This window comes from Dolichospermum sp. UHCC 0259 (genome assembly GCF_009711935.1).
Lineage (GTDB): Bacteria > Cyanobacteriota > Cyanobacteriia > Cyanobacteriales > Nostocaceae > Dolichospermum.
This window is the reverse complement of the sequence record NZ_VIKX01000216.1, coordinates 1-23,938: the sequence shown is the minus strand read 5'-3', so window position 1 is coordinate 23,938 and position 23,938 is coordinate 1. Positions and strand designations below refer to the sequence as shown.

General features: G+C 36.1%; 15 protein-coding genes and 1 pseudogene. 9 read left to right on the top strand and 7 right to left on the bottom strand.

The window, feature by feature from the left end; genetic code table 11:
- Positions 1-323 precede the first annotated feature (323 nt).
- The 4 genes from FJR05_RS18140 to FJR05_RS18125 all read left to right on the top strand — a co-directional run bounded on the left by FJR05_RS18140 (position 324) and on the right by FJR05_RS18125 (position 8,247).
- Positions 324-1,022 (top strand): RibD family protein, encoded by a 699-nt coding sequence (locus tag FJR05_RS18140; RefSeq protein ID WP_168645409.1) that lies wholly within the window; start codon positions 324-326, stop codon positions 1,020-1,022.
- A 149-nt stretch (positions 1,023-1,171) separates the two neighbouring features.
- Entirely contained in the window at positions 1,172-2,341 is a 1,170-nt protein-coding gene (locus tag FJR05_RS18135; protein WP_168645408.1) for a GNAT family N-acetyltransferase, read from the top strand.
- Positions 2,342-2,655: 314 nt separating this feature from the next.
- Positions 2,656-3,039: a DUF4346 domain-containing protein gene (locus FJR05_RS18130; protein WP_168645465.1), complete on the top strand. Its 384-nt coding sequence runs from the start codon at positions 2,656-2,658 to the stop codon at positions 3,037-3,039.
- Between the two features lie 237 nt (positions 3,040-3,276).
- Positions 3,277-8,247, top strand: a complete 4,971-nt coding sequence (locus tag FJR05_RS18125; RefSeq protein WP_168645407.1) for a response regulator — start codon at positions 3,277-3,279, stop codon at positions 8,245-8,247.
- Between the two features lie 59 nt (positions 8,248-8,306).
- On the opposite strand, the gene FJR05_RS18120 is transcribed toward FJR05_RS18125, so the two are convergent.
- From FJR05_RS18120 to FJR05_RS18110, 3 genes are all read right to left on the bottom strand, one after another.
- Complete coding sequence (locus FJR05_RS18120) at positions 8,307-12,203, bottom strand: response regulator (protein WP_168645406.1); 3,897 nt, start codon at positions 12,201-12,203, stop codon at positions 8,307-8,309.
- Between the two features lie 299 nt (positions 12,204-12,502).
- Positions 12,503-13,600: a bifunctional diguanylate cyclase/phosphodiesterase gene (locus FJR05_RS18115; protein ID WP_168645405.1), complete on the bottom strand. Its 1,098-nt coding sequence runs from the start codon at positions 13,598-13,600 to the stop codon at positions 12,503-12,505.
- A 251-nt stretch (positions 13,601-13,851) separates the two neighbouring features.
- On the bottom strand, positions 13,852-14,232 hold the full coding sequence (locus FJR05_RS18110; protein ID WP_168645404.1) for a response regulator: 381 nt from the start codon (positions 14,230-14,232) through the stop codon (positions 13,852-13,854).
- A gap of 420 nt (positions 14,233-14,652) precedes the next feature.
- On the opposite strand from FJR05_RS18110, the gene FJR05_RS18105 reads away from it, so the two are divergent.
- A complete protein-coding gene (locus FJR05_RS18105) occupies positions 14,653-16,152 on the top strand; it encodes a response regulator (protein ID WP_168645403.1) in 1,500 nt (499 codons plus the stop codon).
- A 72-nt stretch (positions 16,153-16,224) separates the two neighbouring features.
- Positions 16,225-17,406, top strand: coding sequence for a hybrid sensor histidine kinase/response regulator (locus FJR05_RS18100; protein WP_168645402.1), 1,182 nt, complete (start codon positions 16,225-16,227; stop codon positions 17,404-17,406).
- Here FJR05_RS18100 and FJR05_RS18095 read toward each other — a convergent pair.
- From FJR05_RS18095 to psb32, 3 genes are all read right to left on the bottom strand, one after another.
- Positions 17,384-18,583 carry a PleD family two-component system response regulator gene (locus tag FJR05_RS18095; protein WP_168645401.1) on the bottom strand — a complete coding sequence of 400 codons (1,200 nt, stop codon included), beginning with the start codon at positions 18,581-18,583 and terminating at the stop codon, positions 17,384-17,386. The genes FJR05_RS18100 and FJR05_RS18095 overlap by 23 nt on opposite strands.
- Before the next feature lie 407 nt (positions 18,584-18,990).
- Positions 18,991-19,842, bottom strand: a complete 852-nt coding sequence (locus FJR05_RS18090) for a DUF4388 domain-containing protein (RefSeq protein WP_168645400.1) — start codon at positions 19,840-19,842, stop codon at positions 18,991-18,993.
- 156 nt (positions 19,843-19,998) lie between these two features.
- Positions 19,999-20,742 (bottom strand): photosystem II repair protein Psb32, encoded by a 744-nt coding sequence (psb32, locus tag FJR05_RS18085; protein ID WP_168645399.1) that lies wholly within the window; start codon positions 20,740-20,742, stop codon positions 19,999-20,001.
- 234 nt (positions 20,743-20,976) lie between these two features.
- On the opposite strand from psb32, the gene cysH reads away from it, so the two are divergent.
- From cysH to sbcD, 3 genes are all read left to right on the top strand, one after another.
- Positions 20,977-21,681 (top strand): phosphoadenosine phosphosulfate reductase, encoded by a 705-nt coding sequence (cysH, locus tag FJR05_RS18080; protein WP_168645398.1) that lies wholly within the window; start codon positions 20,977-20,979, stop codon positions 21,679-21,681.
- Between the two features lie 61 nt (positions 21,682-21,742).
- Positions 21,743-22,147, top strand: coding sequence for a four helix bundle protein (locus FJR05_RS18075; RefSeq protein WP_168645397.1), 405 nt, complete (start codon positions 21,743-21,745; stop codon positions 22,145-22,147).
- 20 nt (positions 22,148-22,167) lie between these two features.
- Positions 22,168-23,418, top strand: a complete 1,251-nt coding sequence (gene sbcD, locus FJR05_RS18070; protein WP_168645396.1) for an exonuclease subunit SbcD — start codon at positions 22,168-22,170, stop codon at positions 23,416-23,418.
- Between the two features lie 64 nt (positions 23,419-23,482).
- Here sbcD and FJR05_RS18065 read toward each other — a convergent pair.
- Positions 23,483-23,908 (bottom strand): annotated as a pseudogene (locus tag FJR05_RS18065) (hypothetical protein); the annotation flags it as partial.
- Positions 23,909-23,938 lie beyond the last annotated feature (30 nt).

Sequence of the window (23,938 nt, the reverse complement as noted above, 5' to 3'; positions counted from 1 at the left end):
GACATAACAGGTAAGAATTAAAAATTTAAAAAAATCAAACTAATTAGGGTTTGCTGATAGCGTGGCGTAAGCCATATAAACCTAAAACCTTGATAAATCAATGAATTGACAGGGATAAAATGTAAATAATGTGCAAGGAATAAGCTGTAAAACTATTCAGTTAGCTATCGCTTTTCTAGATTCGAGACTATTCTTATCTCCTTCTAATTCTTCCTCCTGACTCCTGACCCTTCGACAAGCTCAGGGCATCGCTCCTGACTCCTGATAATTGTGATAGATTGTAAGAAAATATATCCACTAAGAAGAAATATCAAAGCAATGCAATGATGCAACATCGTCCTCATACCACAGTAGTTTTAGCCATGAGTGCTGATGGCAAAATAGCAGATTTTAGGCGATCGCCTGCTCGATTTGGCTCAGTGAATGATAAAATACACCTGGGGAAACAAATTGCTGCATCTGATGCCGTTTTATTTGGTGCTGGTACTCTTCATGCCTACGGTACAACAATGACCATCACCCAGACAATACTCTTGCAACAAAGAAAAATAGCAAATCAGCACCCCCAGCCAGTTCATATAGTGATTTCCCGTTCAGGCAACCTAAATCCGGACATTAAATTTTTTCGACAACCGGTAAGAAGATGGTTACTCACAACCTCTCTGGGAGCTTATTTTTGGCAAGAAAGATCAGAGTTTGAAGAAGTTTTAGTCTTTGAAACTCCTAACCAAGAAATTGACATTTTGGCTGCTTTAAAATATTTAACCAATTTACAAATTAACCGGTTAGCTATCTTGGGAGGAGGACAATTAGTGGCATCTTTCCTAGAATCTAATTTAATTGATGAAATCTGGTTAACTATTTGTCCACTGATTTTAGGTGGTAGTATCGCACCTTCACCTGTTGAGGGAACAGGATTTTTGTCTAATCTTGCTCCTAAGTTACAACTATTAGAAGTATCCACAATCGAGCAAGAGGTATTTTTACATTATAGAATTCAGGAGTCAGGAGTCAGAAGTTAAAAGTGAATAAAGAATAAAGAAAGGAATAAAGAATAAGGAATAGAGAAAAGTAAAATCGCCCTAAACTTCTTCACTCTTGCCTTTTGCCTCTTGCCTTTTGCCTCTTGCCTTGCCATAATGACAATTTTTAACGCTAACCTACTTACACAATGATCAAAGAACACAAACCTCATTATTCTCTTATTTGGACGCACACAATCGCTGATGTTCCCCAAGCGGAATGGGATGCTTTAGCGATGCCGTTAAAAACGCCTTTTTTAGAATGGGATTGGTTGCACAATTTAGAAATATCTCAAAGTGTTACAGCCAATACTGGTTGGTTGCCAAATCACTTGATTTTGTGGCGAGATAGAACCTTAATTGCGGCTGCTCCTTTATATTTAAAAGGACATAGCCAAGGGGAATTTGTTTTTGATCATCAATGGGCGGAATTAGCTTCTCGGTTGGGAATAGAGTATTATCCAAAACTGCTAGGAATGACACCATTTACCCCGGTGGAAGGCTATCGCTTTTTAATTGCTGCCGGAGAAAATGAGGAAGAAATTACAGCTTTAATGCTCCATGAAATTGATAGTTTCTGTGTAAAACATCGCATTTCTGGTTGTCATTTTCTCTATGTTGATCCCCAATGGCGACCGATTTTAGAAAGTCAGGGTTTTACACCTTGGTTACATCATAGTTATATTTGGGAAAATGCTAATTTTCAAACTTTTGATGATTATTTAACTGAATTTAATGCTAATCAAAGACGGAATATTAAACGGGAACGGAAAGCTGTAGAAAAGGCAGGTTTAAGATTGCAAGCGTTAACCGGTGAGGAAATTCCTCACTCTATGTTTCCGTTAATGTATGACTTTTATGCTGATACCTGTGATAAATTTGGGTGGTGGGGAAGTAAGTATTTAACAAAGCAGTTTTTTGAACAGTTACAACATAATTATCGGCATCGAGTTGTATTTTTTGCGGCTTATAATGAGCAAGATCCACGTCAACCAATGGGGATGTCCTTTTGTTTATTTAAAGAAGACAAACTATATGGACGTTATTGGGGGAGTTTTCAAGAGATAGATTGCCTACATTTTGATGCTTGTTATTATGCACCAATTGAATGGGCGATCGCTCATGGTATCCAAAATTTTGACCCAGGAGCGGGTGGTAAACATAAAAAACGTCGCGGTTTCCCTGCCACCCCGAATTACAGCCTGCATCGCTTTTATAACCACCGTTTAGGGCAGATTATCCTGCCTTGGGTGCGGGAAGTCAATCAACTCGAACAAAAAGAAATAGATGCCATTAATGCGGAGTTACCTTTTAAATAAAAAGTCGATCTAAATAGGGCTTGCTGATAGCGTAGCGTGGCATTAGCCATATAAAAATAGAACTGAGATATATCAAGAGTTGGAAGGTAAAAGAGGTGAATCAGGTGCAAGTAATAAGGGTTAAAATTAGCAAAAGCCTGTCACTTGACCAGATTCAATACTATTCTTCTCTTCTTCTAATTCTTCCTCCTGACTCCTGACTCCTGACTCCTGACTCCTAGCCCTCACAGACAACTTTTTCGGCAAACCCGAAATATTGTATATTGATGTAATCTGAGAATACTCTTTTTATAAATTTGCTTTTGACAAGGCGTATGGATTTACTACTCGAAGATTTGACAGCAATTGATGATAAACTTTCACACCGTCATATTGATCTCGACCCCAACGGCTATTTTATTATCTACATAGACCAAAAGGAAAGATTAATTTATGCCAAGCACTTTACTAATGTAATTAATGAACGTGGTTTAGCCGTAAATCCCGAAACAGGTGAAGTAATTCCTGTGCGCGGTAAAGTGGAACGAACCCACACAACCGTATTTAGCGGACGGACAGCCAAGGAACTCTGTATTAAGATTTTTGAAGAAAATGCAAATTGTCCTGTGACTTTCTTAGATCATGCAGCTTATTTAGGTAGAGAATTTGTTCGCGCTGAAATGGCTTTAGTGTCAGGCAAAGAGTACATTCAAGATTAGATATAGTCAGCAGGATGCGTTAAGAAAAGTAAATAAGGCTGAAACTATTTTCCCCAGATTCCTACCTTTAATGACTATTTTTAACATCAACTTACCTAGACTTAGTGATGATTGGGAATTGTTTGCTAATTCCCATTTACTTACGTTTTGTGTTACAAAATAATACATGATCATATCTTTTTCCAGAAAAATTATTAAAACTCGAAAACTGTTTTAATTAAGTAATAAAATTACAACATGAAAAAAATATCAAATGATGAAGGCGCAAGAATAGAGGCGCTTTTACAGTATAAAATCCTTGATACTGAGCCAGAAGCTGCCTTTGATGACTTAACCAGGTTAGCAGCCTATATCTGTGGAACTCCCATAGCCTTAGTAAGTTTAATTGATACAAACCGTCAATGGTTTAAGTCTAGATTCGGTTTAGAGGCATTAGAAACACCTCGTGATATTGCCTTTTGTACTCATGCAATTTGCCAAGAAGAAGTTTTTACTGTTGCCAATGCCACACTTGATGATAGATTTGCTACCAACCCACTAGTAACATCCGAGCCTAATATTCGATTTTATGCAGGTGTACCGCTAATTGATGCTGAAGGTCATGGCTTAGGAACATTGTGTGTGATTGATGATGTTCCCAGAAAACTCACGCCTGAACAACTAGAGGCGTTGAAGATATTAGGCAACCAAGTCATGCAGCAGCTAGAACTACGACGCAATTTAGATAGCTTATTATTAGTAACTAAGGAACGTCAACAGAAAAAGCAAGGGAATAAACATTTCTTTGTCAAAATTGCTAGTTGCTTTGGCTTGACAACAGCAATTTTAGTAACAATGGGTATGTTTTTCTATCAAAATATTCAAGAATATATAAGTATAAATAATCAACAAAAACTAATTTTAGAGAGGGAAGATATTCATGAACAGCTAGAGGAAATAATATTCTCCATTCAGGTAGCTGAAAATTTACAAAAGAATTATATTGTGACCGGGAAACAAATTGATTTACAAAAATATGAAAATATAATTAATATAATTAATATTATCACTAAAGATATTCAGGCATTAAAAAAAATAGAATCTGTTGATAATCAAGCAAAGCAAGAGATAATAAATTTTCAAGGAAAGTTCACAGAAAAAGTAGATCAACTCAAGAAAAATACTGACCTACGTCAGAAAAATAGCCCAGAAGTAGCGTTGCAAATTTTCATTAACAACCAGCAAAAGAATAGCACTAAATCTATATATGAATATCTTCATGAATTAAATGACGAGGAAAAAAAACTACGCTATAAGCAAACTATAAAATCAAGCAAGAATATACATAATATGATTTTTGCTATAGCATTAGCTACAGTAGTATATATAATTGTTATCATCATAATTTATTACCTGATATATCGGGAAATCACTGCTCGTAAAGGGGTAGAGCAATCTCTAAAAATAGAACGTAATTTTATTTCTAGCGTGTTAGATACAGCCAGTGTTTTAGTAATGGTTCTTGATAATCAAGGGCAAATTGTCCGGTTTAATCGAGCCTGTGAAAAAACTACTGGTTACACTTACCATGAAGTCTTAGGCAGATGTTTTTGGCAGCTATTTTTGACAGAGAAAGATCAGCCATTAATTCAAGGTATTTTTGAGCAAATAAAATTAGATAAAAAACCCAAAGAATATGAAACTTTCTGGGTAACAAGAGATGGGAAAGAGCGACTAATTGTTTGGTCAAATACGACTCTGATTGATAATCAAAACCAAATAGAATACATTGTTAGTACCGGGGTAGACATTACTGAGCGCAAGCAGTCTGAAGATTCTTTGCAACAACAACTAACAGCCATAGAAGCGGCAACTGATGGTATAGGTATTCTTGATGCCGATGGTAAATATATTTATGTAAATAGTTCTTATGTAAATATCTTTGGTTATAGTGATGCCTCTGAATTTCTAGGAAAAACATGGAAGCAGTTTAGAAACCAAGAGGAAATTACCTGGTTTGATAGCGAAGTTGTCCCACTATTAATGGCAAATGGATCTTGGCAAGGAGAGCGAATAGCTAAAAGAAAAGATGGTAGTCAATTTATTCAAGAAATTTCTTTGAAATTGCTCAAATCTGGGGGCATAATTTATGTCTTCCGTGATATCAGCGAACGTAAACAAGCGGAAAAATATCTAATTCTTCAATATGCCGTAACTAGTGCCTTAGCAGGTGCTAAAAATATTCAAAATGCCAGTCCTCGTACCTTAAAAGGAATTTGTCAAAGTTTGGGGTGGGATTGGGGTGAGATTTGGATTATAGATGAGTCTGAAAATATCCTCCGTTGTCTAGATATTTGGTATGAATCAACTTCGGAATTTAAACAGTTTGAAGAAATTACCAGACAACTCACTTTCGCCCCAGGAGTTGGGCTGCCTGGAAGTATTTGGTCTAAATTTGCACCTATATGGTTAACTAATATTTGTGAGGATCAGAATTTTTTGCGGACACAGATTGCTAGTCAAGTAGGATTACAAACAGCTTTTGGGTTTCCTATTCATAGCGGTAATAGCAACTTGGGTGTGATGGTTTTCTTTAGTAAAGATATGCAGTCAAAAAAGGCAGATTTATTAGAGGGAATGATGTCCATTGGTAAGCAGGTAGGTCAATTTATTAAGCGCAAACAGGCAGAAGAAAAACTCAATCAGCAAAATTTGCGATCGCAATTACTAGCCGATATCACCCTCAAAATCCGCGAATCCCTACAAATTGACGACATCCTGAATACCAGCGTTACCGAAGTCCAAAAGCTGCTAAAAGCTGATCGTGTACTCATTTTGGAATTTGAAGGCAATGGATCTTTAACAGCACGGAAAGAAGCCTTGATTCCTGGTATTTCTGTGGTTATGGGAGAAAATATTATTGACACTTGTTTTGCAGAAAATCATGTACAAAAATATCAAAAAGGATGGATTGCCAGCATTAACGATGTCGAAAAAGCTAATATCGAACCTTGCCACCGAGAATTACTCCAAAGGTTTCAAATCAAAGCTAACCTTGTTATTCCCATTTTCCTAAAAAATGAATTTTGGGGACTGTTAATTGCTCACCAATGCACTCAAACCCGGTATTGGAGTAGTTGGGAAACAGAATTATTGCGATCGCTTGCAGATCAAATAGGCATTGCTTTAACCCAAGCCAAACTACTAGAATCAGAAATTATTCAGCGTCAACAACTAGAAATAGCTCGACAAGAAGCCGAACTCGCCTCACTAGCCAAAAGTAGCTTCTTAGCCAACATGAGTCATGAAATTCGTACCCCAATGAACGCCGTATTGGGAATGACTGGCTTACTATTAGAAACTTCCCTTAACCCAGAGCAACAAGATTTTGTGGAAACAGTGCGGATTAGTGGTGATGCACTACTATCCCTAATTAACGAGATTTTGGATTTATCCAAGCTTGAAGCCGGAGAAATGATCCTCGAAACCCTTGATTTTAACTTATCTACCTGCATTCAAGAAGTCATAGAACTATTAGCACCCCAAGCTCATCATAAAGGATTAGAAATAGCTGCTTTTATTCCTCCCAACATTCCCATTTATATCCAAGGAGATGCTAGTCGTCTGCGGCAAATTGTCATGAATTTGATGAGCAATGCGATCAAATTTACCAGCAAAGGCGAAGTAATTATCCAGCTAGAATTAATCTCCGAAAATCACGATATCGCTATCATCCAATTTGCCGTTATAGATACGGGGATTGGGATTAGTTCTGAAGATCAAAATAAACTTTTCCAACCATTTACCCAAGTTGATGCTTCCATTACCCGCAAATATGGCGGCACAGGTTTGGGATTAGCTATTTGTCAACAATTAGTAACTTTAATGGGTGGAAAAATTGGCATCGAAAGTGAAGTTGGTAAAGGCTCTCAATTTTGGTTTCAGTTATCCTTTACTAAACAGCCCGAATCTGTTTCTCAAAATCAAGATTATCACATTCTCAGTCAGCGCAGATTATTAGTAGTAGATGACAATGCTACCAATCGAAAAATTATTCACCACCAAGCAATCCGCTGGGGAATGCAGGTAGATGAAGTTGATTCTGCTGATGCCGGAATCGCCGCTTTACAAACAGCAGTAGAACAGCAAATACCCTATGATATTGTAGTAATTGATATGCAAATGCCCGATATAGACGGTTTGACTTTAGGAATACAAATTAAGAAAAATCCGGCTATTGCAAATATCCCTTTAATTATGCTGACTTCTACTAATCAACGCGATGAAGTGAAAAAAGCATTGGATATAGGATTTGTCAGTCATTTAGTTAAACCTGTTAAGCCATCCCGACTACTAGAAACCATTACTAATATCTTGGATAATCAATCGAAATTCGGTAATTATCAGATGTCTATTAATGAAGAACAGCCAACAACAACCAATGAAAATAAATCCAAATTAAAATTACTATTAGCAGAAGATAATTTAATTAATCAAAAAGTCTTTCTCAAACAACTTCAAAAACTAGGATATCAAGCTGATGCCGTAGCTAATGGTCAAGAAGTATTAGAATTATTAGATAAAATTCCCTACGATTTGATTTTCATGGATTGTCAAATGCCAGTCCTCGATGGTTTAGAAACTACCAGAGAAATTCGTCGTCTTCCCACTAGTGCTTTTGCTAAACATGAGCAACCTATAGTAATTGCTATTACTGCTAATGCTATGAAAGAAGACCAAAAAATTTGTTTAGATGCAGGGATGGATGACTATTTAAGTAAACCAGTTGCTAAAGATAAATTAGCCGCAATTTTAGAACGGTGGAGTCCAATCATCCTGAAACCACAGGAAATAATTATTCCTGAAGAAACAACTTCTAATCCAGATAATAGTAATCTCGATTTCCCCATTAATTGGGATTACCTACACCACCTTTCGGAGGATAATACAGAATTTGAACTTGGACTATTAAAAATGTTTGTAGAAACTACCCAATCTCATTTAGAAGCAATCAGGGACGCAATTGCTACTAATAACTTTGAGCGCATTGCCTGGGAAACCCATTATATCAAAGGTTCTAGTGGTAATATTGGGGTGACAACTATGCAGCACACAGCAGAGAAACTCGAACAACTAAGTCAACAACAGACTTGTCAAGGTGCATCTGAATTACTAGCAGAATTAGTTAAATGTATCAACCAAATTCGAGAATTTTTAAATAAGGATTAGTCAGGAGTCAGGGGTTAGGGGGGGATCTGTAAGTGCCTAAAATCACAACCTAAAACTTTTCAAATATCCTCTAAAGGTATCCGTGAATATTTAACACATAACTCGACAATTTTATCAAAGTCAAAATCATGGACTAAATCAGTTAAACTCTCGGCTTGTTTTTTTTGTAATTCGGGAATTTGAGATATTAATTCCATAGTTTGACTTTTACTACATCTACTAGCAGCCATATAGAATTGAAGAATCCATTCATCAGACATTAACTCTAACGATAAGGATTTTTCTTTTTGTTCTTCCATAACGGAATCTTCTATTTTTTCTTCATAAATGTAGCTAAGGTTCAAATGTTCAGCCAGTTTATTTAATAAAAATTCTTCTTGAAAAGGCTTATGAATAAAATCGTCGCAACCTATAGATAATATATGATTTCGTTGTTCCTCAAAGGCACTAGCAGTTAAAGCAATTATTTTACTCGGTTGGTGGTCTGATAAACTATTTTGCTTTTCTAATATGCGAATTTGCTTAGTTGCTTCATAACCATCTATGATAGGCATTTGCATATCCATCAAAATTAAATGAGGTTGGTAACGCTGCCATGCGGCAACTCCTTCTTGTCCATTTTTAGCTTGATAAACTTCAAATCCCAATGGTACAAGCAACTCCATCAAAAGTTGTCTACTATCGTCATGATCTTCGACAATTAATAATCGGTAATGTGGTTGCTCCGGTGCTAGGCTAATAATGCGAAGTTGAGGTAGTGGGGGAGAAATATCTACTTCTTCGGGACAATCCACAGTGATATGAAATCGAAATATACTTCCCTGATTAACCATACTCTGAATTGTGATTTCACCCCCCATTAACCTGACAAACTTTTGACTGATAGTTAATCCTAGTCCTGTTCCTTGATGGGATTGGGCTATTTTAGTTTGCACAAAAGCATTAAATAATTTTTGAATATCTTCCGGGTAAATACCAGGGCCTGTATCTTCTACTTCAAATAATAAAGAAGCAGAAGATATTTTTTCTTGAGCTTGATTTTCTTGTCTTCTGACACGGAGTGTTACTTGTCCCTCTTCAGTGAATTTAATGGCATTTCCTAGCAAGTTTAATAAGATTTGGCGAAGTTTAACTTCATCTGCGGTGATATATTTAGGCAGTTTGGGATCATAATCAAAAATGAGTTTCAATTGTTTCGATATAGCTTTGAGATTTAATAAATCTTCCAAATTTTTTAATAAATAAAATAAATCAAAACTGGTAAGGTCAAGCTTGATTTTACCTACTTCAATCTTTGACATTTCCAATACGTCATTAATAAGTTTTAATAGGTGTTGTCCACTGCGGTTGATAATTTCTAGATGAGCCTGATTTTTGGGATTTAAGAGTAAATCACGACTCATTAATTGAGTAAAGCCCATAATGGCATTAAGTGGTGTCCGTAGTTCATGGCTCATGTTGGTGAGAAATTCGCTCTTAGCTCGATTAGCGGATTCCGCAGCATCTTTAGCTTTTTCTAATTCTATGGATTGTTGTTGAATTTGATTAAATAACTTTGCTTGATGAAGTGCTATGCCCAACTGGTTACTTATTTGGGCGACAAGATTAATTTCATTTTGTTTCCAGGTGCGAGGGCCGGAATTTTGATAAACTGCTAACAATCCCCACAATTTATTAGCTTTGAAAATTGGCACAATAATGTATGCCTGAGCTTCAAATTTCTCCAATATATTTATATAGCAATCAGAAAAGCCAGATTTATAAATATTGTCAACTACAAATTTAGATTGATAAGAGATTTGATTTATCTGAGTCTGTTGGAGGTGAGTATCTGTAAACCAGTTATTTTTTAAATGATCCCAATTACAATTATAAATATTTTGTTGTAGCACCACATCATGGCATTTTTCTTTGAATAAAGGTTGCCAACCCGCTCCCACTGCTTCAGAGACAAATTCACCACTCCAATCAGCGTGGAAGTGATAGATGGCAACGCGATCGCATTTCAATAATTCTCTTAATTCTTCGGTAGTAGCCCGGAATATTTGCTCAATATCCAAGGTTCGTCGCATTCTTTCTACCACTCGCAGGGTAGCGCGTTGCTGCTCTAAATTTTCTTGCAAGGCATCTTCAAATAATTGTCGCTCTAATTCAGCACCGGCGCGGGCTGCAAAAATCCTTAAGATCAGTTCTGTTGTCTTGATGTTAACCATTGGTTGGGTGTCCAACACTTTTAAATGTCCAAGAATATTGCCTGTGGAATCTTTTAGGGCGATCGCTAAATAACTTTCTACTCCCAACCTAGCCAAATTTTGATCATTAGGAAAATACAACTGAACATTGCGAGGATAGTAAACTATTTCTTTTGAGAATATATCTTCACAAGCTGTTCCTGATAATTGATAATCGAAATCTTCACCAAAATCTTCTCCTTGCCAAAATGCCAATGTCCTTACTTGAGTATTCCTAGAATCTATAAATCTAGCCACAAAAGCATAGCGAACCTCTAAAACTTCCGCTAAATAACGAACTAAGGAACGGAAAAATTCATTACCTGTTTTAGCCGCCGTCCCTTCAACAATTAGTTGCAAAGCAGTTTGCTGACGTTTGCGATCTGTAATATCTTCAGCTATACCTAGTAAGTATTTAGGATTTCCAGCTTCGTCAAGAATTGGAAGTTTTTTAGTATGTAGAGTTCTGAGGCCTTGCTCTCTGGTATGAATAATTTCTTCGGCAACATCTACAATATTTTTATTAGCTAAAACTTCCCGATCTTTAGCATTAAAAAAAGCTGCTTGTTCTGGAGGGAAAAAATCATTGTCATTTTTACCAATAAATTCTTGTTTAGAATAACCTAGTAGCTCTTCACCTGCTTTATTAAGCTGGATAAATTTCAAATCCTCTGCGGTCTTAACAAATATCATGTGAGGAATATTTTCAATAATAGAATCCAGAAATGCTTGAGCTTCCCTAGTTTCTTTTTCACTTTTTCTCAATTCTTTTTCAGTTTGTTGACGTTTAATCTCTGTTTGGTGAGCGCTGATAAATTTACCAATGCTTTGAGCCATCAATTCAATAATTTCTTTTTCGTGGCGTTCAAATTTTTCCTGTCTAGCATCAACTGAAAAGAAACAAAGTGTCCCATAGAATTGAGAATCCACCCAAATAGGAGTACCAATATAAGATTCTAGTTTCAAGCTTTGATAGAGTGGATGACAACGCATCTCTTCCACTTCTTGGACATGATGAAATGTCACCGTTGTTTGTTGTTCAAACACCTTGCTACAATAAGCATCTGCTAGATTAATTTCTAACCCAGGAACTAGCGACTCAAACTCAGATTGAACAGCCAGAAAAGAATAAGTTTGATTATTAATTTGACCAACTGCTCCTGCTGAAAACCGTAAGACTTGACAACCCGTATTTAAATAGTCCAAGAAAAGTTCTTCAACATTACGAAAATCAGTAACATTAATGCGATGTAATTGCTGTAAGCTGGAACTGAAAATTGCTAAAGCTTGACTTTTTTGTAATAATTCCTGATTCTGCTCAACCAACTTATTTTGTAACCGTTGAAATCTCAGTTGATTTTCAATTCTGGCAATTACTTCCCTCGCTTGAAATGGTTTAGTAATATAATCAGCACCACCCACATTAAATGCTTTGACTTTATCAAAAGGTTCATCTAATGCACTAATAAAAATAATGGGGATATCACGAGTTTTTTCATTAGCTTTCAGTTTTTCACAAAGCTCATAACCATTCATATCATTCATGATTATATCCATCAAAATCAAATCTGGTAAATTACTTTCCAGTGCTATTAATGCTGATTTAGCATCTATAGTTGAGCATACTTGATAACCTGATTTAGAAAGTACCTTGGAAAGTAAAAGCAAATTGACAGAGTTATCATCAACTAATAAAATATTGGCGGATAATTGTAGTTTTTGCATTTGGTTGATATTTTGGATAACTATTGATTAAAACAACCCTAAATTTCATAATTACTTTGATTTTATATTATCTAGGATTTACGTATTGACAAGATTCTCCAAATATGTAACGTGAATTTTATGCCTTGTAGGGTGCGTCAGACACGATATTTTGACAAAAAAACAGATTTCCTCTATCTGACGTGGTTGGTGAGCTTGCCGAACCACACCCTACTCAATAGGTTATTCCCAAAGCCGAAAACGACGCAATTTCGTTCATTCATATCATGGCAAGTTTGTACAGTGCGTAAGTCCTATTATCAATTACCTCCTAAATTTAGGGAAGAGAAATTAAAAAAATCTATTTTACCACAAACTAAATCGGCAATTTCATGATTTTCTAGGGGTTTGGCAAATAAATATCCCTGGACTTTATTGCAACCAAGTGATTGAAGTTGAAAAACTTGCTCCAAAGTTTCCACACCTTCGGCAATTACTTCTAGTTGTAGGTTATGGGACATATTAGTAATTGCTTCAATTATATGCATTCCATTTAAACAATTCATTTTCTGAACAAAATAACGATCAATTTTGAGAACATTAAAGGGTAGTTCATGAAGTCGGCTAAAAGAAGAATAACCCATACCAAAATCATCTATACATACTCGAATTCCTAAATTCTGTAGTTCAGTTAATATCTCTTGAGCTTGGATTTTATTATTGATTATGGCACTTTCTGTAATTTCTAAAACTAAATTTTTGGACTTCAACCCAGTTTCTTGAATAACTTGCTTAATTTGTTCTAATAAATTAGGTTCTGCTAAGTGTTTACTAGAAATATTAACACTTACTGTCAATAAATCAAAATATCCAGGGAAATCATTTTGCCACTGACTGAGTTGACGACAAGCTTCTTTTAAAACCCAATTACTAATTTGGATAATCGCATCGCTTTTCTCTGCCAAAGGAATAAATTGATCAGGATAAATTGTGCCTAAATATGGGTGTTCCCAGCGAATTAATGCTTCCAAGCCAATAACTTTATTATTTTTCAAAGAAATTATTGGTTGATAGGACAGACTAAACTCATTACGAGACAGTGCCTTTTCTAAATCCCGTTCTAATTTCAGTTGGGCAAGTTCCTTGTCCGAAACAACAATACCTAAATTTTCGATATTTCCTTCAATCACATTGGTTAGACGCATTAATCGCTCTGTATTATTAGTGGCAATTTCTACCATGCGATATTCTTCTTGAGATAGAGTACCTAGCTTGCCACAGCTTAAAAGATCAAGAGCAACCTGAATAACTGTTAAAGGAGTACGCAACTCATTACTAATGTCCAGTAACATTCCATTGTTTATTTCTGAGTTCATAGCAGCAGGATAATTGAAATTCAACATTTGCTTACTTGTCATATACGATATCCTATGTGATTTTTGATCAGGTGTTAAAATAAAGGTCTTGTTAGATATGAATTTGAGTTTTAGTATATGTTCAAAATTCAACCCGAAATTCCTGTATTTAATGATTTTCTCGAAAGTTAGGTAATATTTAAATATATATCGTGTAATTGTGCAAATCTTGTGTAAGTATTGCATAAGTATTGTGGAAGCATTGCGTAAGTATTGTGTAAGTTGTGTAAAAATTTATTTAACTTCAGTGAATTTTATTTACTCCAATTTAAGGCTAATAACAATTCTTCAGCTAATTGGCTAGGTTTGAAAGGCTTGCTAATAACGGCTTTAATACCCAAATTTGCAAAGCGGCGCTGATCTGATAATTGTATTTTAGCAGTTAGTAAAATTACTGATATATGTTTTGTTTTGGGATTTGACTGAAGTTTTTCAAAGGTGATCAAGCCATCTAGATCAGGTAACATCACATCCAGTAAAATTGCGTCTGGTTGCTCAGTTTCGGCTTTTTGTATGCCTTCCCAACTGCTGGCCGCGACGATTACATTCAAGCCAGCCATGATTTCTAAGCTAATTTGAGCAACTTCTCTGATATCATCTTCATCATCAATGACTAAAACTTTTCTAATTTTCATGTATTATTCTGTATTCCATTGTTATTAAAACTTCAATTTCACTTTTGAACTCACGCATGGGCATCGCCTATGAATACTTACTTATCAAGAATCATTGAGGATTTTTATGTCTGTATACATACTAGTATAAAACTTCCTGTATCAGTTCCCAGACTTAACTTTTGTTCAACCTCCTAGTTTTTTACCAACAAACTTTTAATTTAAGGATACAGTGACATTGTTATTCAATACTGTTCGGTTAAGAGTTTTTGTAGGTTGGGTTAAGCGACAGCGAAACCCAACAAATGCCTATAAAGGTTTCGTTCCATTGCTCCGCAACGCTGACGCGAATAACCCAACCTACATAATTCTATTTTTTGAGCTTAACCGACAAGTATTACATTGTTATGTATCATTTAAGGATAAAATATATTAAAACTAATGAGAATTCTGATAGTAGATGATGATGAAACCATAGTAAGCTTCTTAACAGAGCTTTTACTCAAGAAAAATTATGTTGTTGACATTGCTAAGGATGGTGAAGCAGGGTGGGAGTTTGTTGAAAGCTATCAGTATGATCTAATCCTTTTGGATGTAATGCTTCCAAAACTAGATGGAATTAGCTTTTGTCGCCGCCTACGAGAAAGAAAAAATCTAGTATTAGTAATGCTACTAACTGGCCGTGATACTACCACAGATAAACTTATAGGCTTAGATAGTGGAGCCGATGATTATGTAGTGAAGCCATTTAATGTTCAGGAATTAGCGGCTAGAATTCGGGCTTTAATCCGTCGTGGTTCTACATCTGTCTCAACTATTCTAGAATGTGGTGATATTAGGCTTGATCAAAATATGCACGAAGTGAGTTATCAGTCGCAAGTTTTAAAACTTAGTCGGAAGGAGTACCTTCTTGTTGAATTGTTTATTCGTAACCAAAAACGGGTTTATAGTTCTAGAGAAATTGTGGATCACTTATGGTCTTTTGATGCTGAACCACCGAATGAATCTACTATTAGATCCCATATTAAAAATATTCGCCGAATTTTTAAAGCAGTTAAAGCCGATGATTTTTTAGAAACAGTTTATGGACAGGGATATAGAATTAATCCTAATTTTACCTTGCCTAAAACTCATCAAAATATCAGCAATAAAGCTAAAAATGAACTCTTAGATGTATCTCTTGTCAAAATTTGGCAAGATACAAAGCATTTAAGTTTTGAACGATTAATTGCTGTAGAAGAAGCTACATCTTCGTTATTAGTAGGTATTTTTGATCAGAATTTATGCCAAAAAGCTATTCACAATGCTCATAAACTGGCAGGATCTTTGGGTATGTTTGGCTTTGAGCAGGGAACTATTATCGCTCGGAAAATAGAAATTATATTTGAGTCGGAATTTAAGTTACCATCACACTTCACACAAATTCATCAATATAAATTTGCTCAAATATTAGAGCCATTGGTCAGAAATTTACGTCAGCAATTAGAAGAATATGATCAAAAAGCAATTAATTTACCAACTATACATGATCTAGTAGATGAAAAAATTAATGCTAAGATTATTGCAGTTGATGATGATCCACAGATTTTGATGACTCTAAAAACAATACTTGAACCTTTAGGTGTTGAGCTTACTTGTTTGGATAATCAGGATGATTTTTGGGAGAAATTAAAATTAATTCGTCCTGATTTTCTTATTCTTGATATTAATATGCCTAGTGGAAAAGAAGGGTTAGATTTATGTTTAGCTGTACGCCAAAATCGTGATTGGAATTGGCTACCCATTTTATTTTTGACCAGTTGTAATGATGTGGAAATGTTACAAAAAGCATTTGTCATGGGTGCAGATGATTATCTAACTAAACCGATTGTGCCTAATGATTTATTAATTAGAATTATCAATCGTCTCCAGCGTATCCGCACAATTCGTCCTCATATTTAGACAGATTTGATAGCAGAATAGAAGATAAATTTTAGATTTTGTGTTTGTTCTTTTACTTAATTGAATTAAATTATGAATAACATTCCCTCTGAATCATATAAAGGAAATATTTTAATTGTTGACGATACGCCAAATAATCTGCGTTTACTCTCCAATATGTTGGAGGAACAGGGATATAATGTACGCTGTGCCAATAGTGGAGCGATCGCACTTAAGGCAGTAGTAATAGAACATCCAGATATTATCCTTTTAGATATTAATATGCCAAATATCAATGGCTATGAAGTCTGTGAGCAATTAAAACTAGATGCCAATACCGCTGAAATCCCTATAATTTTTCTTAGTGCATTAAGTGAAACTATAGATAAAATTAAGGCTTTTCGCGTTGGTGGGGTAGACTACATCACGAAACCATTTCAAGTAGAAGAGGTTCTAGCTCGGATTGAAAATCAGTTAAGCTTACGACGGATGCAATTAGAATTGCAAAGAGCAAAAGATCAAGCTCTTAAAGCTTTAAAGCAAGAACAAGAACTTAACCGCATGAAATCAGAATTTGTTTCCATGATTTCCCATGATTTTCGCAATCCTCTGACTAGTATTCAGGGTTTTGCGGGATTACTGGAATGTGGTGGCAATATTCCCCCTCCAGATATTATCAACCGTTATATTGGCAAGATTAACACTGCCGTTGATCAACTACTCCTCTTATTAGATGAAGTACTGATTATTGGTAATATGGAAGTAGTTAAAATTCAGTATAAACCTGTCAAGATTAACTTGAAAGAATTTTGTCAGGAAATTATTGATACCCTCAAGTGTAGTTTAGCTAATCAAGATCAGATTTGTTTTACTTGTTCTGACGAAACTACAGACGCAGAGATGGATTCTACACTACTGCAACGAATCCTGATCAACTTACTCTCAAACGCAATTAAATATTCTCCACCTGAATCAAAAATTTATTTTGATCTAGAATTTCAAAATCAGATTGTTAGATTCCGAATCCAAGATCAAGGAATTGGCATTCCTTTAGAAAATCAATCAAAGTTGTTTGAAGCTTTCTATCGTTGTGATAATGTTGGTAATATTAAGGGAACAGGTTTAGGATTGGCAATTGTGAAAAAATGTGTGGAAATTCATTCAGGAACTATTTCCCTAGTCAGTCAAGAGCAGCTAGGCACAACATTTACTATATCCTTACCTCGTTATCCTCACCAAGATTGTTCGATGTTTAACGAATATAGCTCAAGTTAGAAAGATTAGCTGTTTTTTGCGGAAATATTACATATTTATCTACTACCTCCATGACTTTATCTTTAGCTACAGGTTTGTTGATAAAATCCATAACTCCAAAGACCTTAGATCGAACTTTATCAAAAGTATCATGAGTAGCTGTCAGTATTGCTATGGGTGTTTTGGCAAAAACAGAAGTACGTCTTAAATTTGCACAAAGTTCATAACCATTTATTCCCGGCATGATTAAATCCAAAAAAATCAAATCTGGCTGGTGCTGAATCAGTATTGGTAAAGCTTCTAGAGTATTTTCAATCTTAATAAATTTCATCCCATTGGCGGTAATAATTGTTTCTAACATTTGGCAAACTTGCAAATTATCATCTACACAGGCTATGGTGGGAATGTTGCTATTTTTTTTTGTTGATATACTGCTGTAGTTGTTTGGAATTTTTGCTTTACCCAAAGGTAAATCAGGGACTTCTACCAATGCTACAATTCCTTTTTCAATATAAGGCAGCAATGAACGAGAAACTGACAACACATTTTGCTTCATTTTCACAGATAAATCGTAGAGAGTATGTTGACCATTAATTAAATTTTCCAGATTTTTATAAACATCTGCACTAACTTTTTGTTGGATTATTTTAGGTTTGATGATCACTGGTGCTAAGTTAGGAGATAATCCTTCTAAGCCCGATTTTAACCAACTCTCACAGGATTCTTGTGTTTGCTGCAAAAAGGTATTTGCCAGAGTGGAAGTCATGATTGCGCCTAAAATTATTTCTTCGCTATAGTCATAGCTCAAAGATTGAAAATCGGTTTCCTGAGCTAAATCAAATAAAAGTTCTGATATTGTACTTGAAACAATTGCATTAACTTGTTTAGAGTCAATTTTCTGGGTTTGATACAATTTTTTTAGCGAGAAATAATCCCAGTAATCCAGTAATGTATTTTCAGAAAATAATTGCAAGTTATCAATATCTATCTGACTGCAAAATTGAGTTACATTTCTACGAAAACGACGAGATGGATGAGTTCCTCCTGTTGCCCAAACAATTTTTCCTAAACAATAATAAAAAGTCCATTGTTTTCCATCTAAGTTATTAATTGTCAACTGTCCGTTATATTGCAGTTGTGTACAAATGTTGAATTCATGAAAGAGTTGGTTTAATTCTACTGTTTTGAGATTATTCATGGTGAGATTAAAAAGTTATTTGCACCGTAAGTAGGACTTACACCTTAATAAATTAAAAGAAGCTAAGTAGGGTTTGCTAATAGTGTAGCGTAGTCTTTTTGTGATAGCGCAGCGTGACGTAAGTTATGGGCTAGGAGTCACCGAATCACGAAGAAGAATTAGATCAGAGTAGGAATAGTCTCCAATCTGAGAAAGTGATAGGCAAATGAACAAGGCTAAAACCCTTTTCCCTGCTCCGTACTCCCTGCCTTGAAGCAAATGATGCTACTAAAATTACTGAGTTGTCCGCGTATTTCTGACATCATTTGAATTTGTGGGTAGGTAGTTGTAGACAGCATTACTTAGGTAATCATAACGAGATTACTTTAAAACATATATAATGATTGTGCAAAACTTATGAAAGAGTCTTATTTCTTCAGAAAACTCACAAGAGTTTGGAGAAAAGACTTGCTGACGGTAGATTGTTTTTTGTGGGTTTCAAATTCTAGCTCCAGCATTGTGGATTCCTCTTCGGATATCGAATCTGAGTCTTCTACAACAACAGGAACTTCTGTTAAAACCCCCACAACTATGAGTCGAAATGCAACTTGTTGGATCTTTTCTACAGGTACTTCTAATTGTTTAGAAATGTTTTTAATTGAAAGTGTACCTTTCGTAAATTCCCAGACTTGCCATTCTAGCTGGTTTAATCGTAATTGAGGCTTGTTATTAGTTGTGACGACTAAGGCAGAATTTGGATCTGGTAGTTTGTCTTGCAGGGGTTGCCAGTTACGCATAGCTCTCAGACCCTTGAGAAGAACATCTTTAGGCATGGCAGTTAAACCTGTCAGTTCGGAATTGGGTAGAGGCGTATTTGTATCAAACTGAAACTTTCCATCTGGTAATTCAAATAGCTGACAAACTTGATTGAGAACCTGATAGTTAAATAACATTTTTAGTTGTTCTGCTTCTAGTATCCCCTGAGCTTTGAGACACAAACCTGCTGGTTGATCAATTACACATACTTGTGTAATTCGAGCCGCAACCCGCGCACTCAGCCAACCTCGTTGTTGGATGATTGATAATAATCCCTGTCCATCCAACCTATTGCCAGCAGCAATAATCCGTCCTTGTTGAAACCAAACATAAAAATTCTGTGCCTGAGCAGATAAATTAGATCCTTGTGCTTTAATTGTTAGTCGCCCAGTTTTATTTCCTTGCTCAAGTAATTGAAAGATTTCTGGGAGGGAAAGTTCAGAAAGGAATCCTGAAATAGCCATACTTCACCTGTTTTTAAAGGGCATATTTCAGAATATAGAATCAAAATGTGCAAAACTTGTGCAAAATTTCCGCTTACTTACGTATAATTTATAAAAAACTTGCGTGTAAAGGATAATTCCCCAGTCCCCAGCCCCCAGTCCCCAGTCCCCAGTATTCTATTCCTCAGATTCCTGAGAGGGTGGTTTTTGAAACACTAGATAAATGTAATATGTAGCCATTGGGATGACAGTAGCGGCAATTAATAGCCCAACAACCCAAGCAGTAGCATTACCTTGATCTGTTTCTTCAGCTTTGGTGAAAGTTCCTTCTACCTGAACTGTTTCCTTGATTTCTGGTGGACCGGGGTCTGGTTGACCGGATAAAACAGCCACCAGGCGATCGCTCACATCCAAAAATCCTTGGTTATATTTATTGCCATCACGTAATGCTGTACCTAATGTTTCTTCCGCCACACTCTGAGCAATAGCATCAGTTAATAATGACTTCACATTATCCCCACTTAGTAAAGTAGTTCCATTAGTAACAGTATCAACCAGTAATAATACTTGATTGGCTTGCTCTGCTGCTGTGGGAAACCATTTACTAAATAATCCCTTGGCAAAACTTTCCGGTGTTTCTCCATAGTCGAGGCGGTGAATAGTGACAATTCTGGCTTCATTGCCAGTCTTTTGCGCCAAATCCTGGAAAGCCTTGCTAATCTGACCTTCATTCAATCGGCTAATCACATCACCTTGATCTAAAATCCAAGTATCTGCCGTCAAACTGGGTATTTCGTATATACCAGTAGCCGCAGCAGGTAAAATAAACAGAGAAGTCGCCATCATCATCACCAATACAGGCAAGATGAGACGTACAAGGTAATTTTGGTTACTAAATAATTGCTTGAGTAACTGTTGCATGGGATGAATCCTTAAACAGACTTGCAATCAAAATACTACATAATTAGGTCAGTTGTCAGTTGTCAGTTGTCAATGGTCAGTTGTCAGTTGGAAATATCTTTTCCCTGCGCCCCTACTCCCGGTAGCAACCTAAGCTCTGCCCCATTTCCTCAATCATCGGCGGGGATATGGGACTTTATTAAGGTAATATTAAATTTAATAACAAGTAAAAAATCTTTGTTTTAGAGAAAGATCATGACAACTTCTATCGCCTTTGACTTAGCATCACTAAATCAGCAATTTGAAACCGCAACCCCTACAGAAATCCTAGCTTGGTCTGTACAGAACATCCCCACAGGACTAGTCCAAACTAGCGCCTTCAACGTTGATGACATCATCTTGACACACATTTTCTATACCGTACTTCAACATCCTGTTCCCGTTATTTTCCTGGATACCCTTTACCATTTCCCTCAAACCTTAGAATTGGTAGCTAAAGCCAAAGAAATCTATAATCTAGATTTAAAAACCTATAAAACACCAGATGTGGATAGCCGTGAAGCCTTTGCTGCTAAATTTGGGGAAGCCCTTTGGGATACAGATATTGCTAAATTCCACGACATTACCAAAATTGAACCACTGCAACGCGGGTTAGATGAACTCAAGACCGTAGCTTGGATCACTGGTCGTCGTCGTGATCAAGCCGTTACTCGTGCTACTATGCCCGTATTTGAATTAGATGGTAAGGGCAGATTAAAAATTAACCCTCTAGCTACCTGGACTCGTAAGCAAAGCTGGGCGTATGTAGCTGAACATAAAGTAATTTACAACCCTCTTCATGATCAAGGTTATCCCAGTATTGGTGACGAACCTATCACCACTAAAGTCGGCGAAGGTGAAGACGAACGGGCTGGACGTTGGCGCGGAAGTGAAAAAACTGAGTGTGGAATTCACATTTAGTTAATTGTCAGTGGTCAGTGGTCAGTGGTCAGTGGTCAGTTGTTAGTTGTTAGTTGAAGAAATGGTGAAATCTAATTTTGAGAATTTGCAAGTTTATCAATTAGCAGAAAAACTAGCTGATGAAATTTGGAACATCATTCTTCATTGGGAGGAGTTTCCTAAATCAACAATTGGTAAGCAACTAGTACGTTCTGTTGATAGTATTGGTGCAAATATTGCCGAAGGTTGTGGTAGATATAACTTTCAAGATAATCGCCGTTTCGTTAGGATAGCAAGAGGTTCTTTAAATGAAACTAGGCATTGGTTACGAAGAGCTTACAAACGAAATTTGTTAACAAACGAAGAAGTAAATAGGCTAAAACCAATCATTGATGAACTATCTCCCAAGTTAAACGCCTATCTCAACTCCATTGGCAATATTTCAGAAAGAACAACGAACAACGAACAACGAACAACTGACAACTGACAAAGGACAACTGACAAACTATGAAAATTCTCCATCTTTCAGATATCCATATTGGTAGCGGTTTTTGTCATGGGCGCGTTAATCCAGCCACAGGTTTAAACACACGACTGGAGGATTTTGTACAAACATTATCTTTGTGTATTGATCGAGCGATCGCTGATCATGTAGATTTAGTCTTATTTGGTGGTGATGCCTTCCCTAACGCCACACCTGCACCCTATGTGCAAGAAGCCTTTGCTAATCAATTTCGCCGTTTAGTTGATGCAGATATCCCCACAGTTTTATTAGTAGGAAATCATGATCAACATTCCCAAGGTTTAGGGGGTGCAAGTTTAAATATTTATCGGACTTTGGGAGTACCAGGGTTTGTGGTTGGTGATACTTTAACGACTCATCGCATTTCTACACAAAAAGGAGATGTGCAAATAATTACTCTCCCCTGGTTAACTCGTTCCACTTTAATGACTCGTCAAGAAACTCAGGGTTCTTCTCTAGCAGAAGTAAATCAACTCCTCACAGACCGTTTAGAGGTAGTTATCGAAGGAGAAATCCGCCGTCTTGACCCCCATTTACCCACTGTGCTTTTAGCTCATTTAATGGCTGATAATGCTACTTTAGGTGCAGAACGTTTATTAGCAGTCGGGAAAGGTTTTACATTACCCCTATCTTTATTAACTCGACCATGTTTTGATTATGTAGCTTTAGGTCATGTTCACAAACACCAGAATTTAAATAAATCTAATGACCCACCAGTAATTTATCCTGGAAGTATTGAACGGGTAGACTTTAGTGAAGAGAAGGAAGATAAAGGTTATGTGATGATAGATTTGGAAAAGGGGAAAGCAGACTGGGAATTTTGTCCCCTACCCGTGCGAATATTTCGGACTATTGAGATAGATTTATCTAAACAAGATGATCCACAAAAAGCATTATTAAAAGCAATTACTAAATATGATATTCAAGATAATGTGGTACGACTTATTTATAAATTAAAGTCGGAACAATTGGATTTAATTGATAACTCTTCTCTTCACCAAGCTTTAAGCATTGCACACACTTACACCATTCAAGCCGAATTAGTCAGTCAATTAGCAAAACCTCGTATTCCTGAATTAACAGCGAGTAGCAGTATTGACCCAATGTCAGCTTTACAAACTTACTTAAATAATCGGGAAGATTTGCAAGAAATAATGCCATCTATGTTGGAAGCAGCACAGAATTTATTAACAGATGATGAGGGAGTTTTGTTATTACCCCAAAGAGGAATTTAAAAATCAAAATTCATATTCTGTAGGCTTTTTAGTAATTTTTAATGATGTTTAAAGTTGATAAAATTCACCTAACTAATCTATTTTGCCAACGGGTAATGGCTCGCAAATATGCAATAATAGGAATCTGATAAACTTCAAGAAAAATCCAAATAATAATTCCTAAGTGTGACAAAAAAGTTAGCACCGTCCAAACTAATGGAAGCCATGACAGGGGAACATGAGAATGGGGAGGAAAATAATATGCTGTCACTCCTATTAAGGTAGTCGGTAAAACAATAAAAGCAATTGCGGATAAACCATAACCCCAACCTAATTCCACATTTCCTAATCGGGCTTGCGTCCACCTTAATCCATTCCAATGCCAAACTAGAGGCGGTTCTCTAGAAGGCATTTTCACTTGTTGTAATTCCAAATTAACTGTAAAAATCTCATTGCAAAAATCACAACACATAGCTTCCATCATCAACATTTGCGAAATTTTACCCACGCGACTAGTGTGTTAATTCTGTGAATCCTTTAC